Below are 14878 nucleotides of genomic sequence, written 5' to 3'. Positions count from 1 at the left end.
TTCTAGTTTCTTAACGGTTTCCCTTTGGTTAGCATGTATTGGATTCTCTCGAGCGTTTTCCTTTCCGTGCAGAGCGATAAAAAGGCCTCGCGTTCTAGGTCTAACAGATATTGTTCAGAAACCAGTGTTGGTTCTGATAAATCGCCGCCAGCCATCACGTAAGCGAGTTTATTGGCGATTTTTTTGTCGTGGTCTGAAATGAAGTTTCCGGCCATCATTTGATCGGTTCCCACCAAGAACATTCCGAGTGCGGATTTCCCGAGAACTTTAATGTCTTTTCTTCGGATGGGTTGTGTGTATCCGGCTTCAGCCATTAGTAAGGCGTGTTTTTTCGCTTCAGCAATTTGACGGTCTTTGTTGACTACGATGATGTCTTTTCCGTGTTGCAAAATGCCGGTGTCAAAGGCTTCATAAGCAGAGGTCGATACCTTGGCCATCGCTACGGCTAAGAAATATTCCTGAAGCACATTGAGTTCGACATCGTTTTTGTGGAATTGGTCTGCAGCGCGCAACGCCATTTCCTTCGAACCACCACCGCCGGGAATTACCCCGACACCAAACTCTACCAAACCAATATAAGTTTCTGCCGCGGCAACGATTTTATCGGCATGCATACTCATTTCGCAACCGCCGCCTAAAGTCATTCCGTGTGGCGCCACAACAACCGGAATCGAAGAATAACGAACGCGCATCATAGTATCTTGGAACATTTTGATGGCCATGTTGAGTTCGTCGTATTCTTGTTCTACTGCCATCATGAAAATCATTCCGATGTTGGCCCCGACCGAGAAGTTTGCGCCTTGGTTCCCGATAACCAAACCTTGGTGTTCTTTTTCAGCTAAGTCAATGGCTTTGTTGATGCCTTGTAAAACATCGCCGCCAATGGTGTTCATTTTTGACTGGAATTCCAAATTCAGAATGCCATCGCCCAAATCTTCTATAACCGCACCTGAATTGCTCCAAACTTTCTTGGTGGTTCGGATGTTATTGAGCAGGATAAATGAATCTTGTCCGGGAACTTTAATTTGTGATTTAGAAGGAATATCGTAGTAGTAAGTCGCTCCATCTTTAACATGATAGAAGCTGGAAATTCCTGAATCAAGCATTTCTTTTACCCAATCAGCTACTTCGATTCCCTCGGCATTCATCAAGCCAATTCCGGTGGAAACTCCAATGGCGTCCCAAATTTCGAACGGGCCATTTTCCCATCCAAATCCGGCTTTCATTGCATCGTCAATTTTGTAGAGATCGTCGGTGATTTCGGGAATTCTGTTGGCAACGTAGGCGAACATTCCTGCGAAGTTTTTGCGGTAAAATTCTCCGGCTTTGTCTTTTCCGGTAATCAGAACTTTGAAGCGATCGATAGGTTTGTCGATGGTTTTGGTCAATTCTAACGTGGCAAATGACGCTTTTTTGGCAGCCCGATATTCTAAAGTATCTAAATCTAGCGACAAGATTTCGCGGTCCACTTTCTTGTAAAATCCTTGGCCGGTTTTGCTGCCGAGCCAATTGTTTTCCATCATTTTGTTGATAAAAGCCGGTAATTTGAACAGTTCCCGAGCTTCGTCATTGGGTACATTTTCATACAATCCGTTGGCGACATGCACCAAAGTGTCTAAACCAACTACGTCAACAGTTCTAAAAGTAGCAGATTTTGGTCTACCGATAACCGGACCGGTTAACTTATCCACTTCTTCGATGGTCAAACCCATTTCTTTGACTAAGTGAAACAAACTCTGAATACCGAAAATACCAATTCGGTTTCCAATAAATGCAGGTGTGTCTTTCGCTACGACAGAAGTTTTTCCAAGATATTGTGAACCATAATTGTTCAGAAAATCGAGGACTTCCTTTGAAGTTTTTGGCCCAGGAATAATCTCGAACAATTTCAGGTAACGCGCCGGATTAAAGAAATGCGTGCCGCAGAAATGCTGCTGAAAATCTTCGCTACGGCCTTCGCTCATGAAGTGAATAGGAATTCCTGAGGTGTTTGAAGTGATTAAAGTACCCGGTTTGCGGTATTTTTCAATTTGTTCGAAAACGCTTTTTTTGATATCGAGCCTTTCTACCACTACCTCAATAATCCAGTCTACAGAACCGATTTGCGGTAAATCGTCAGTGGTGTTGCCCGTTGTAATTCGGCTAGCAAACTTCTGGTGATAGATAGGTGACGGTTTCGATTTTAAAGCGTTCGCCAAATGTTCGTTGACGATGCGATTGCGAACGGCTTTGCTCTCTAAAGTCAAACCTTTTTTGGCTTCGGCTTCGGTGAGTTCGCGTGGAAGAATGTCCAGAAGCAATACTTCAAGACCAATGTTGGCAAAATGACAAGCAATTCCGGAACCCATGATTCCTGAACCGATTACCGCCACTTTTTTGATGGTTCTTTTCATTTTATTTCTCTGAATTAAAAATGTTTTTTTCTTGAATGAGTTGGTTGATGGTTTCGGCTACTTCCATAAAATGGTAGAGCTTTTCTTCGGATATATTGGCTTTGATAGTGTCGTTGAATTTTAAAACCGTGCTTCTTGAGAGTTCTCTTTTTTCTTTACCAAATTCGGTCAGATAAATCAATACGCCTCGACCATCGTTTGGGTTTTTCTTGCGGATAATCAATCCTTTTTCTTCCATTGATTTTAAAGTACGGGTGAGGCTGGTGGCTTCCATTCCCATTTTTGGACCCAAGGTGGTTGATGGCGTTCCATCTTCTTTGTCCAAACTAAGCAAGGCGAAACCAGTAGCCATGGTGCCATCGTATTTGGTGGCTTCTTCGTTATACATTCTTGCGACTGCTTGCCAAGTGGCCCGAAGTACATAATCGATGGTTTTGTCTTTCATGAATTTGAAGTAAGGAAACCAAAGATATACAAAAATACTATGCACGCATAATAAATAATTGTTTTTTTTTGTGTTATTTTTTTCAATAAAAAAACTCCCCGATAAATCGAGGAGCTTTATTAAAAGGGAATTACGTTTGTTTATGCTGCTTTTGGAGAGAGTTTGCCGTTAATGGCTGCGACCACAGCGCTTACACCAACACCCATCAGTACGCAAATCAATACATCTACTGCAAACATTTGGTCGATGGTGCCTTTGTCCATCGAAATTCTGAAAAAGTTATTCATCAATCCCATAATCAATCCGATTCCAGCCCCGGCTTTTGCTCCTGAAGCAAGCGTGTTGATGTTGGTCAAGCCGACATAAATGTAAGACATCAGAAATCCGAAAGACATACAACCAGCAAAAGTGTAAGTCAGGTTGGGTTCTTGTGATCCAAAGAATTGATAGAACAGCATTCCGTAAAAAATCCAGCCTAGTAAGAAGTCTGTGATTCCGCCGAGAATTCCAGCCAGTAAAAAGTTTTTGACATTCATAATTGTTTGATTTTAGTTGGTTTGAGTAAAATTATCGCTTTTGTAGGCCTAATTTTAACAGTAGTTCAACCAGTTATAAACATTATGAAAGATTGTTGAAAACCAGCGATTTATGAAGTTTCACCGTAAATCTGTTTATAAAGTGTGCGGTATTTTTCGAGCACGATTTTTCTTTTGAGTTTGAGTGTTGGTGTCAAATGTCCACTGTCAATAGACCAAACATCGGGCGTGAGTTCGAACTTTTTGATTTTTTCCCAATTGCCGAATTTTTCGTTGAGTGTTTCTATTTCTTCAGCAATTCGGGCTATTACCTTATTGTTGGTTATAATTTCGGCATTAGTATTTCCTACTTCGATATGATGAATTTTGGCCCATTCCTTAACAAATTCAAAATTTGGTTGAATCAAAGCAGCAGGCATTTTCTCGCCATCGCCAATCACCATGATTTGTTCAATGAATCGCGATTGTTTCATGGCATTTTCAATAAGCTGTGGTGCGATGTATTTTCCGCCCGAAGTCTTGAACATTTCCTTTTTCCGATCGGTGATTTTCAGGAAACCTTCTGCATCAATTTCGCCAATATCGCCAGTATGGAAATAACCATTTTGCAACACTTCGGCAGTTTTTTCGGCATCTTTGTAATAACCCAACATCACGTTTGGGCCTTTGCATAGGATTTCGCCATCTTCTGCAATTTTCACTACTACATTTTGAATGGGTTTGCCCACGCTTCCGATTTTGAAACCTCGGTCTTTGTAGCAATTCACAGAGATTACAGGTGAAGTTTCGGTCAATCCATAGCCTTCCATGACTGGCATTTCAGCCGCAGCGAAAATTCGGATTAATCGTGGTTGCAAAGCGGCACTTCCGGAAACCATTACATTTAAATTGCCGCCCAAGCCTTCTTTCCATTTGCTGAAAATGAGTTTGCGTGCTATGGATAACTGGAGTTCATACCAAAAACCATTGGCTTCATAAGGCTCGTAACGCAAGCCGAGTTCAATTGCCCAGAAAAACAATTTCTTTTTAATTCCGGTAAGTTCGGCACCTTTGGAGTAAATTTTATCGTAAACTTTTTCAAGCAGTCTTGGGACCACCGAAAATACCGTCGGTCGCACTTCTTTGATATTGTCTGATAATTTCTCAATCGATTCGGCGAAATAAATCGATACTGAATAATATTGGTAGATGTATAAAATCACGCGCTCGAAAATATGGCAAATCGGTAGAAAACTCAATGCCACACTAGAGCCTTCCTCAAACGGAATGCGCGGCGATGAATCAATCACGTTCGAAACAATATTGCGGTGCGAAAGCATGGTGCCTTTCGGGCTTCCGGTAGTGCCAGAGGTGTAGATTATCGTGGCTAAATCATCAGGTTTTACTTCGTCTTTGCGCTGCTCTACGTCGGGTTGGTTTGAGGGATCTTTACCCAATTCAAGCAATTCTTTCCAGTTTTTGCAACCCGGAATTTCATCGAACGAATAAACATCTTTTAGATGTGTAAGCTTGTCTTTTATAGCATTCACCTTACGTAGTACTTCGGTGTCAGAAACAAAACAATACTTGGCTTCGCAATGGTTCAAGATGTACAGATAATCGTCTTCGGAAATCGTTGGGTAAACCGGAACATTCTGTGCGCCAACTTGCAATACACCAATGTCCATGATGTTCCATTCGGTTCGGTTGGTAGAGGAAATTACAGCGATTTTATCGTCTTTGGCAATGTCCATCCGAAGCAAAGCCCTTGAAATCATACAAGCCTGATCGATATACTGCTGCGTTGAGGTTTTGACCCAAACACCATTTTGCTTGGTGACCAGCGCAGTGGCCAAGTTGTTTTTCTGGAGCTGATAGTAGGGAAAGTCGAATAAGCGTGTAATGCTGTTCATCTTGGGCGTATTAGTTACCGCAAATTAAACAATTTTTATTTAATTTAACTCCTGAGCTCCGAGGCGGTGTTATTTTATTTGATAATTTTGGCGCTTAAAATTCTATTATGCTTAAACATTGGCGTTTAAACGAATATAAGGTTTTGCTCTACAGGGTTTTCCTGGCTTATCTTTTTTACTTTTTTGCTCGGGTTTTGTTTTATGTTTTTAATGCCGGCTTGCTAAAGGTAGATTCGTTGGGCGAGTTTTTTCGGTTGTGCTATTATGGTTTGGCGTTCGATACTTCGGCGATTCTGTACGTGAATATGTTGTTCATTGTACTCTCGGTTTTGCCTTTTAAAAATAATACTTCCAAAGCTTATCAGCGGTTTCTGTTCTATCTTTATTTTGGGATGAATTTAATCGCGTATGCTACCAATTTCGTCGACTTAATCTACTATCGATTTACCTATGCACGCACTACCATGGCAGTGAAAGGCGTTATCGAGCATGAAACCAATCTGACCAAATTATTCATGAGTTTTATTGTAGATTTTTGGTATGTATTTCTGCTTTTTTTTGTTTTTGCTGCGCTATGGATTTTTGCCTACAAGAGAATTAAAGTAGCTACTTATCAACCTACAACCAATTTGGCTTACTTCGGATTTTCGACCGTAGGATTTTTGTTTGTTGCTGCAATGATTGTTGGCGGTGTGCGTGGTGGCGATTTCAAAAAATCCACAAGGCCAATCAATTTGCTCGATGCCAGCCGACATGTCAAGCAGATTGCGCATGCCGATATTGTGCTCAATACGCCTTTTGCCATCATTAGAACACTGACCAAAAATGGGTTTGTAAAAACGGATTACCCAGAAGTAACGCCTGAAGTGATTCTTCAAAAAGTGATGCCCATCAAGCAATATCGCAGTCATGCGCCAACAAAGCCCAACGTTGTGATTATGATTCTAGAGAGCAATGGGCGCGAATATTACGGTTCGTTCAACAAAAAATCCAACATCAAGGATTTTAAATCCTACACGCCATTTTTGGATTCATTGGCGCAGCACAGCTTGATTTACACCAATGCATATACCAACGGAAGGCAGTCTATTCATGGCATGTCGTCGGTTTTGGCGGGAATTCCATCGTTCAAAGATGCCTTTACTTCTTCTCCTTTTCCGAAACAGAAAATTGAGTCGATTGTTTCCACCCTTGAAGGAGAAGGTTATCGCAGCTCATTTTTTCATGGTGCTGCTAATGGCTCGATGGGTTTTTTGGGCTTCAGCAATATTCTTGGTATCGATAATTATTACGGACGTAGCGAGTTCAATGACGATAGTGAGTTCGATGGTTTCTGGGGCATTTGGGACGAGCCTTTTTTGCAGTTCATGAAGCAGAAACTCGATCAAGAAAAGCAACCGTTTTTGTCTACAGTTTTTACGGTTTCATCGCATGAGCCCTACAATATTCCGGAAAAATACAAGCATAAATTCCCGAAAGGCGACATTCCGATTCACAAATGTATCGCTTATACCGATTATTCCTTGAAGCGATTTTTCGCCGAAGCCAAGAAGTCGCCATGGTTTAATAATACAATTTTCGTAATGGTGGCCGATCACGGGAATTCGACTTTTTACAAAGAATACCGACGCACCTATGAGCGTTTTGCTATTCCGATTATCATTTATAAACCCAATAGTGAATTTGTGGGCGTGGATGATGATTGGGCCCAACAAATCGACATCTATCCGACAATTCTCGACATGATTGGTTATCAGAAACCGTTCAGAAGTTGGGGAAGAAGTTTGCTCGACAAGAAAACCCAAGAACCTTTCGTTATTAACAATACCGGAAGTTTGTACCAATTTGCCAAAGGAAATTACATCTGCATTTTTGACGGACAGAAATCGTTGGGATTCTACGACAAGAACGACAAAGCACTGGCAAACAACTTAATTGCAAAACGCAATGACGAAATGGATGATTTGGAGTTGCGTTGTAAGGCGTTTATTCAAGATTATATGGAGCGTGTCATCGACCAAAAATTAGCCACTCATTAATTTAGCTTATGAAAAAGAAAAATATTAAAATCATCGGGTTTACGCTATTAGCAGTGGTGCTCTTTTTTGTCGGGAAGTATGTTTATCAGATGCATATCAACCACAATTTTGAAACGATTTCAGAAGGCAAAGTATACAAATCCGGAGTGATTCCGCCCGATAAAATCAAAGATTATGTGCAGAAATACCACATCAAATCTATCGTCGATTTGCGTTTTCCCGGAACTGCCGATTTGGTCAACAATCCGGAGGTTCCGGCCGAACTTATTGCCGAACAGCAAGCAGTAGCGAAGATTCCCGGAGTAACTTATTTCAATAACGGTTCAGACCAAGTGCCCAACCAACAGAACTTGGATACTTTTTTCAAAATCATGGACAACCCGGCAAATTACCCAGTGTTGATTCATTGTTATCACGGTGTTGGACGCGCAGAAATGTACTCGGCGCTTTATCGGATTGAATATGAAAACTTCACCAATGAGCAGGCAAGGCAAGGTGTTCGACCGATAATTAAGTGGAGTTCGTTTGATAACGGAACGCCTAAAGGAGAATATCTTAAAGCTTACAAAAGCAGAAAGCAACTGCAGCAGGAAAAGTAAGTCCTCGCTAAAGAAAACATAAAAAACAGGCCCGGAATTTCAGGGCTTTTTTTATTACAGGTTGATGTAAAACTGGCGGCCTCCTTGTGTGAGTTGGTAAACGATGATACTTAGGATGGTGAAAAGAATCAGTAGTACCAAAAAGTAAAATACAATTATCCGCCATAGAAAGCCCCAAAACGAATAATGTTGTCTCATCGCGTTATAATATACCCAAGCCGGAAAGAGCAACAGCAATAAAAAGGAAAGAATTTCCAAGTAACCAATCCAGTTCGGAACGTCGAAGGTTAATATAAAATTGATAAATGAAAAAACCACACTGAGCATCAGAATTCCCAGTAAACTGATGCCGCCAATGATAAAATGTTCGGCAATATTGAGCTTCATTCTTTTGAAAACCAAAAAAGCGACTCCGCCTAAAATGGGCACAATACTCAACAAAATTAGCTTGATATGGTCTTTGAAAAATTGGGTCACTTGCAAGGTGTCGTCATTGGTTTCTTCCTTGATTGGGTGGAGACTTTCATAAAAATGAGACAATAATAAGTTCAAACCAATTACCAATAAAGCCAAATAAAATACATTGTAGTACCGAATGCGTTTGCCTGAAATATAATCAAGTGCTGCTTGGCCCGGGCGAACAAGAGTTTCCTTAATGGTAAATAGTATGCCTTTTTCCAGATGCCAAATCCCGTGCAAAAGGTCATGCAAAAAAAAGTGTTTCAGCGTAATGCGATGCGTTTGGGTTTTTTGCCCGCAAGTCGAACAATAGTTTTTGTCAGTTTGGGCATTACAATTCAAACAAATTTCTTTTTTCATAATTACTGGGCATTGAAGGGTAATTGCGTCAATTTTTGTAAAACTTCTGCGTTTCCACGAAGTCCGCGGCTTTGAGCTCAATAAGATACAGGCCGCTATTCAATGATTTCAGGCTGATGCTTTGCAAACCGTTATTGTTTCGGCTGGCATACACCAATTGCCCCAATAAATTAAAAATCCGAATGTCGTAATCATTTCTTGAGGTTTGAATGTTCAGTACCTCTTTAGCTGGGTTGGGGTAAATCCTGAAAGGCGAAACGATATTATTTTCTGTAGCCAACAACACCGAGTTTTCTAACAAGTTGACTTTGAAATCATCGAAATAAAATCCGTCGAGATTGGTTCCGACATCGGTCGATAAGCGGAATCTCACTTTTACAATTTGACCGGCGTAATCGCTCAAGCTGATTTCTTCATTGATCCAATCGGATTGACTACCGGTAAACGCTGTAAGGCTCGGATCGCCCAAATTTTGAGTAAAAGTTTTGGTATACTTGCCGCATTGTGGAGTAAAAGTAACGCCATTATCGGTAGACACTTCAAAAGCGACGTAATCATAGTTGTTTTCAAGTTCCCATTTGGCGGCGAACGAAACTGTGGCGTTGTTGACCAAAGTCAGATCAATCGGGTTGGTCAAAGTAATTCGCTTGTTCTGGCTGTTGGAATAGTTGCCGTTCGGAGAATCGGTAATAGATGATGATGGCGAAACGAACGTGGTGTTGGAAATGCCCCAATTGGTCGTGTTCCAAGTTGGTGAAAGCGCCGAACCATTGTCTGAAACGATGTTCTGCAGCTGCCCAAATTTTTTAGTGATAAGCTGGCGTTCGATGTGCTGACCGTTATCAATCACATATTCAAAAACGATATCGTCATTGCTGGCAGTTCCGCTAGCCAAGCCAATGGCAATTTGGTCGTTGACGCTTTGAGAAAGCTGAAGCCCCGAAACACTATACGCAGGCCCGACCGAGACAATATTTGAGGAAATAGGTTGAATGCTCACCGTGAAATTGCCGTTGCCGCCCAAGCCCAGTTTGGTCAGCTCAAATTGCGCCTGAAAAACGGCAGTATTGCCTACAAAACTTGGCGTATTGTCTTTTAACGAAGCAAAATCACGCGCGAGTTTGGCCGTGGTGATATTGGTAAACATCATTTTTTTGCATAGCGGGAGAATTTCATCTGAAGCAGGCCAAAAAGATTGTCCAATTTCTGGGGTGAACGCAAAAATCTTCCCGTGGTTCATCGTTTGTCCGTACATAAAATCATCCGAATCGCCTGAAGCCGCATACAATTCTGAAGCAATGATGTTATTTAAGTCATTATTGGCAACCATCACCGAAGAAATCTTGCCAAAATAATCGTGGTCTGGGCTAAATACGTTCAAATCATAGCCATACGGATAAAGCAACAAATCTGAAAAAGTATGCGCATTGAGTGCCAATTTAAATTGGTGTTGCTCTACAAAATACCTCACAGCTTGGGTTTCCGGTTCCGAAAATGGGGCAGATCCAGGATAGGTTTCACCAGTAGTTTCAATAGAAATTCCGGTGGTATTCCAGATGCTTTGGCTTTCATCGCCATTGATCCAATAGTCGTAATTGCGGTTGTTGTCGACACCGAAAGTACCGTCGTTGAAATCGCGTCGGTTTTTGCGCCACATGCCGCCGCCATCCGGATTGGTAGTGTGGTTGTAAATATAACCGTCTGGATTTACCACGGGAATAAAATACAATTCGGTATGGTCAACGATGTCTTTTATTTCCTCATTAGTAGCGTAGTTTTCCAGCAAATACCACATGTAGTAAATAGTTTCCGATAGTGAAATCGGTTCGCGCGCATGATGTATTGCCGTATATAAAACCTGAGGTCGTGTGTTGATTGAAGCGGGCTCTTTAGTGATTTTCACCCATTGCAAAGCCCGACCTTCAGAAGTAAGAAAATCACCTACATTTTCTCTGGCTGAAATCAGTTCAGGAAATTGAGCGCGCATGTCGTCGAGCTCTTGCAGCATTTCCTCATAGGTCAAATAACCGCCCATGCTACCGAGGTTGAAGTTGGTCGGCGTGGCATATTCAATGCTGGGCGCGTTGCAGTCGAAGCCCACGTTGAGGCTGTTTCTTTGCTCTTTTTTTTTATTTTGCTCGACGTAATGGCGTTGTACATCGTTTATTTCAATCTCGACTTTTAAACCTAAGTTTTTAGCAATTGCAATTTCCGAATCTGAGAAATCAGACGTGAGTGAATATCCTTTTTTGTGCAAACCATGATCCATCGGAATTCCGGCAGCTTGCAATTTCTTGAAGTTTTCTACGGTATTGTAGATAATTTTCGCGCGGTGGTATTTCGGAGCAGGATTTTGGGCCAATAACGATAACTGGCTCAATAATAACACGATTAGCAACTTTTTCATGGCAGATTTTTGCCCAAAAATACAATAATCAACTTAATAATTACTGTTTATTTTCAATCCATTGGCGGGCATTCACAAAGGCTTCTACCCAAGGCGAAACTTCGTCGTTTCGGTCTTTCGGGTAATGGGCCCAATTCCAGGTAAAGGTTGAGCGTTCAATGTGTGGCATCGTTACCAAGTGGCGTCCGGTTTTGTCACAAAGCATCGCCACGTTGTAATGCGAACCGTTCGGATTGGCCGGATATTCTGAGTAACCGTATTTTGCTACTACTTCGTATAAATTTTCCTCGTGCGGCAATTCGAATTTTCCTTCACCGTGCGACACCCAAACGCCTAAAGTACTTCCGGCGAGCGTTGACAGCATTACCGAATGATTGTCTTGGATTTTAACCGATGTGAAAATGCTCTCGTGTTTGCGCGAATCGTTGTGCTTCATTTTGCCATGTTGTTGGTGGTCCGGATAAATAATGCCGAGTTCCATAAACAACTGACAACCATTGCAAATTCCGACCGATAAAGTGTCTTCTCGGTTGAAAAAATCTTCTAGGGCTTTCTTCGCTTTCTCATTGTATAAAAACGCGCCGGCCCAACCTTTGGCGCTGCCCAACACATCTGAATTTGAGAATCCGCCGACGGCTCCGATGAATTGAATGTCTTTCAAATCTTCGCGTCCGGAAATCAAATCGGTCATGTGTACATCTTTGACATCAAAGCCTGCCAAATACATCGCGTTGGCCATTTCGCGCTCTGAATTACTGCCTTTTTCTCGAATAATGGCGGCTTTTGGCCTTGGTTTATTTTGGTCTATCTGCGGTCGCTTGCCCGTAAAATGTAACGGAAATTGATATTGTAATGGCTGGTTTTTATAATTCTCGAACCTTGCTTTGGCTAAGTTCTGCTGCGTTTGATGTTGGTCGAGTAGGAAAGAAGTTTCAAACCAAATGTCGCGGTATTCAGCGATTGATAAATTGGTGGTTGGTAGTTGCTGTTTGTTGGTAGTAAGATGTAGGGTTTCTGTTTTGGTTGCGGTTCCGAGTTTGTAGTATCCGACGCTTTGTTTGTTAAGCGCGTTTTCGAAAATCTCGTCACTTTTTGGTTGGATCACGATGCCGATGTTTTCTGAGAACAAAATTTTTATGACGTCTTTTTCCTCAAAAACATTCAAATCGATATTTGCTCCCAAATGAGTATCGGCAAAGCACATTTCGAGTAAAGTGGTAATCAAGCCGCCGCTTCCAATATCGTGGCCGGCCAAAATTTGGTCATCGAGAATCAACTGCTGAATCGTGTTGAACGCCTTCTTGAAAAACGCTGCCTCTTTGATTGTTGGCGCCTCAGTTCCAATTTTGTTTAAGGTTTGGGCAAACGAACTGCCGCCGAGTTTAAAATCATCTTGCGACAAATTGATATAATAAATCGAGCCTCCGTTTTTTTGCAAAACAGGTTCAACTACCCGATGGATGTCGGTACAATTTCCGGCTGCCGAAATAATCACGGTTCCCGGAGCAATCACTTCACCGTCGGGATATTTCTGTTTCATCGATAGTGAATCTTTACCTGTCGGGATGTTGATTCCTAACTCAATTGCGAAATCCGAACAACCTTGAACTGCCTGGTATAAACGCGCATCTTCACCTTGGTTTTTGCAGGGCCACATCCAGTTTGCCGAAAGCGAAATTCCTTTAATTTGATCTTTAATCGGCGCCCATATGATATTCGATAAGGCTTCACCGATGGCGTTTCTACTACCGGCCACCGGATTAATCAAAGCCGCCACAGGAGCATGCCCAACCGAAGTCGCGACACCTTCTTTTCCATTGAAATCCAAAGCCATAACACCAACATTGTTTAGCGGCAATTGCAACGGCCCGGCGCATTGTTGTTTGGCTACTTTTCCGCCCACGCAACGGTCGACTTTATTGGTCAGCCAATCTTTGCAGGCCACAGCTTCGAGCCTTAATACTTGCTGGAGATATTGAGGTAAATGTTCTTGAGAATAAGTAAGCGGTTCGTATTTTCTCTCGATACTAACATCGTTCATGACGATTTTGGGCGAACTGCCGAACATGTCTTCTAAGGCGAAATCCATAGGTTTGGCACCGGTGGTTTTCGACTCGAATGTAAAACGATGCGAACCGGTAATTGCACCCACTTCATACATAGGCGACCGTTCACGCTCGGCAATTCTGTTGAGTAAATTGAGGTCTTTTTCGCCAATGACCAAGCCCATGCGTTCCTGCGATTCGTTGCCGATGATTTCTTTGGCCGATAAAGTGGGGTCGCCCACAGGTAATTGGTCCAAATTGATTAAGCCACCGGTTTCTTCAACTAGTTCGGATAAACAGTTTAAATGCCCGCCCGCGCCGTGATCGTGAATCGAAACAATCGGATTGTGATCGCTTTCCACCAAACCGCGGATGGCATTGGCTGCCCGTTTTTGCATCTCCGGATTGGAACGTTGAATGGCATTGAGTTCAATTCCTGAGCTAAAAGCACCAGTATCTGCCGAGGAAACAGCCGCTCCGCCCATGCCGATGCGGTAGTTCTCGCCACCCAAAATCACTACTTTATCGCCTGTTTTTGGTTGGTGTTTGATAGATTGGTCTAATTTGCCGTAGCCAATACCGCCCGCCTGCATAATGACTTTGTCGTAGCCGAGTTGGCGCTGGTTTTCATCGTGTTCAAAAGTGAGTACTGAACCAGTAATGAGCGGTTGACCGAATTTGTTACCGAAATCAGACGCTCCGTTGGAAGCCTTAATTAGAATATCGAGCGGTGTTTGATAGAGCCATTTTCTCTCTTTCATTCCTTTTTCCCATGGGCGATTTTCATTGAGGCGCGAATAGGCCGTCATGTAAATTGCAGTTCCCGCCAATGGTAACGAACCTTGTCCGCCCGCCAATCGATCGCGGATTTCACCACCAGAACCGGTAGCCGCACCGTTGAAAGGCTCTACAGTTGTAGGGAAATTATGGGTTTCGGCCTTTAGAGAAATCACCGAATCGAATGTTTTGACTTGGTAAAAATCGGGTTGGTCTGCCGATTTCGGAGCAAACTGCTCTACTCTTGGGCCTTTGATAAACGCTACATTGTCTTTATAAGCCGAAACAATATCATTCGGGTTTTCGGCAGAAGTTTTTTTGATGAGTTTGAATAGTGAAGTGGGTTTTTCATTGCCATCGATTACAAAAGTGCCATTGAAAATCTTGTGACGGCAATGCTCAGAATTCACTTGAGAGAAACCAAATACTTCGGAATCGGTTAGTTTTCGATTGAGCTTTTTTGATAAATCGTTGAGGTAGTCGATTTCTTCATCGCTCAAAGCCAAACCTTCTTTTTGGTTGTATGCCGCGATATCGTCGATGGCCAGAATCGGTTCAGGTTGAATGTTGATTGTAAAAATATCTTGGTTCAGGCCGTTGTATTTTTGCGACAGCATTGGGTCGAAGTTCGTTGCATTCGCATCGGATTTGTGGAATTCCTCTATTCTAAGAATACCTTCGATGCCCATGTTTTGCGTAATTTCTACTGCGTTGGTGCTCCAAGGCGTAATCATCGTGGCGCGTGGACCAACAAAAAAATCCGCGAGTACGGATTTTTCTATTTTTTCGGTATGGCCAAAAAGCCAGTTGAGTTTTGAGATGGTTTCTGCCGAAAGTGTGTCTTGCGTTTGGACGGCAAAAACAGTCGTGCTTTCGTTTCCGAAGAAATGAATCATTGTAGTTGATGTTGTAGTTGTTGGCGCAAA

The 14878-nt window shown here is 42.3% G+C and carries 9 protein-coding genes; 2 read left to right on the top strand and 7 right to left on the bottom strand.

All coding sequences use genetic code 11. From position 1 onward, the window contains the following. Positions 1-2 precede the first annotated feature (2 nt). The 4 genes from G4D82_RS07375 to G4D82_RS07360 form a co-directional block, all read right to left on the bottom strand. Positions 3-2393: a 3-hydroxyacyl-CoA dehydrogenase/enoyl-CoA hydratase family protein gene (locus tag G4D82_RS07375; protein ID WP_166336145.1), complete on the bottom strand. Its 2391-nt coding sequence runs from the start codon at positions 2391-2393 to the stop codon at positions 3-5. A gap of 1 nt (position 2394) precedes the next feature. Continuing rightward, a complete protein-coding gene (locus tag G4D82_RS07370; protein WP_166336143.1) occupies positions 2395-2838 on the bottom strand; it encodes a MarR family winged helix-turn-helix transcriptional regulator in 444 nt (147 codons plus the stop codon). Positions 2839-2978: 140 nt separating this feature from the next. Beyond that, positions 2979-3374 (bottom strand): hypothetical protein, encoded by a 396-nt coding sequence (locus G4D82_RS07365; RefSeq protein ID WP_166336141.1) that lies wholly within the window; start codon positions 3372-3374, stop codon positions 2979-2981. Between the two features lie 110 nt (positions 3375-3484). After that, positions 3485-5266: an AMP-dependent synthetase/ligase gene (locus tag G4D82_RS07360; protein ID WP_166336139.1), complete on the bottom strand. Its 1782-nt coding sequence runs from the start codon at positions 5264-5266 to the stop codon at positions 3485-3487. 107 nt (positions 5267-5373) lie between these two features. Between G4D82_RS07360 and G4D82_RS07355 the strand changes: the two genes are divergently transcribed. Next, complete coding sequence (locus G4D82_RS07355) at positions 5374-7305, top strand: LTA synthase family protein (protein ID WP_207788138.1); 1932 nt, start codon at positions 5374-5376, stop codon at positions 7303-7305. 8 nt (positions 7306-7313) lie between these two features. Next, positions 7314-7904, top strand: coding sequence for a dual specificity protein phosphatase family protein (locus G4D82_RS07350; protein ID WP_166336137.1), 591 nt, complete (start codon positions 7314-7316; stop codon positions 7902-7904). Positions 7905-7958: 54 nt separating this feature from the next. Here the strand turns inward: G4D82_RS07350 and G4D82_RS07345 are convergent, their stop codons facing one another. From G4D82_RS07345 to purL, 3 genes are read right to left on the bottom strand one after another with little or no spacing between them, the layout of a single operon-like run. Beyond that, positions 7959-8723 carry a DUF3667 domain-containing protein gene (locus G4D82_RS07345; protein ID WP_166336135.1) on the bottom strand — a complete coding sequence of 255 codons (765 nt, stop codon included), beginning with the start codon at positions 8721-8723 and terminating at the stop codon, positions 7959-7961. A 28-nt stretch (positions 8724-8751) separates the two neighbouring features. Beyond that, positions 8752-11130, bottom strand: a complete 2379-nt coding sequence (locus tag G4D82_RS07340; protein ID WP_166336133.1) for a M14 family zinc carboxypeptidase — start codon at positions 11128-11130, stop codon at positions 8752-8754. Between the two features lie 40 nt (positions 11131-11170). Continuing rightward, positions 11171-14848: a phosphoribosylformylglycinamidine synthase gene (gene purL, locus G4D82_RS07335; RefSeq protein WP_166336131.1), complete on the bottom strand. Its 3678-nt coding sequence runs from the start codon at positions 14846-14848 to the stop codon at positions 11171-11173. Positions 14849-14878 lie beyond the last annotated feature (30 nt).

The sequence above is a fragment of the Flavobacterium lotistagni genome (assembly GCF_011392125.1).
Lineage (GTDB): Bacteria > Bacteroidota > Bacteroidia > Flavobacteriales > Flavobacteriaceae > Flavobacterium > Flavobacterium lotistagni.
The sequence above is the reverse complement of the archived record's forward strand: the minus strand, read 5'-3'. Positions and strand labels throughout refer to the sequence as shown.

What these genes read in the sequence shown, in the direction of transcription:
- G4D82_RS07375 (WP_166336145.1), bottom strand. Translation starts at nt 2,393, where the DNA reads ATGAAAAGAACCATCAAAAAAGTGGCGGTAATCGGTTCAGGAATCATG.
- G4D82_RS07370 (WP_166336143.1), bottom strand. Translation starts at nt 2,838, where the DNA reads ATGAAAGACAAAACCATCGATTATGTACTTCGGGCCACTTGGCAAGCA.
- G4D82_RS07365 (WP_166336141.1), bottom strand. Translation starts at nt 3,374, where the DNA reads ATGAATGTCAAAAACTTTTTACTGGCTGGAATTCTCGGCGGAATCACA.
- G4D82_RS07360 (WP_166336139.1), bottom strand. Translation starts at nt 5,266, where the DNA reads ATGAACAGCATTACACGCTTATTCGACTTTCCCTACTATCAGCTCCAG.
- G4D82_RS07355 (WP_207788138.1), top strand. Translation starts at nt 5,374, where the DNA reads ATGCTTAAACATTGGCGTTTAAACGAATATAAGGTTTTGCTCTACAGG.
- G4D82_RS07350 (WP_166336137.1), top strand. Translation starts at nt 7,314, where the DNA reads ATGAAAAAGAAAAATATTAAAATCATCGGGTTTACGCTATTAGCAGTG.
- G4D82_RS07345 (WP_166336135.1), bottom strand. Translation starts at nt 8,723, where the DNA reads ATGAAAAAAGAAATTTGTTTGAATTGTAATGCCCAAACTGACAAAAAC.
- G4D82_RS07340 (WP_166336133.1), bottom strand. Translation starts at nt 11,130, where the DNA reads ATGAAAAAGTTGCTAATCGTGTTATTATTGAGCCAGTTATCGTTATTG.
- purL (WP_166336131.1), bottom strand. Translation starts at nt 14,848, where the DNA reads ATGATTCATTTCTTCGGAAACGAAAGCACGACTGTTTTTGCCGTCCAA.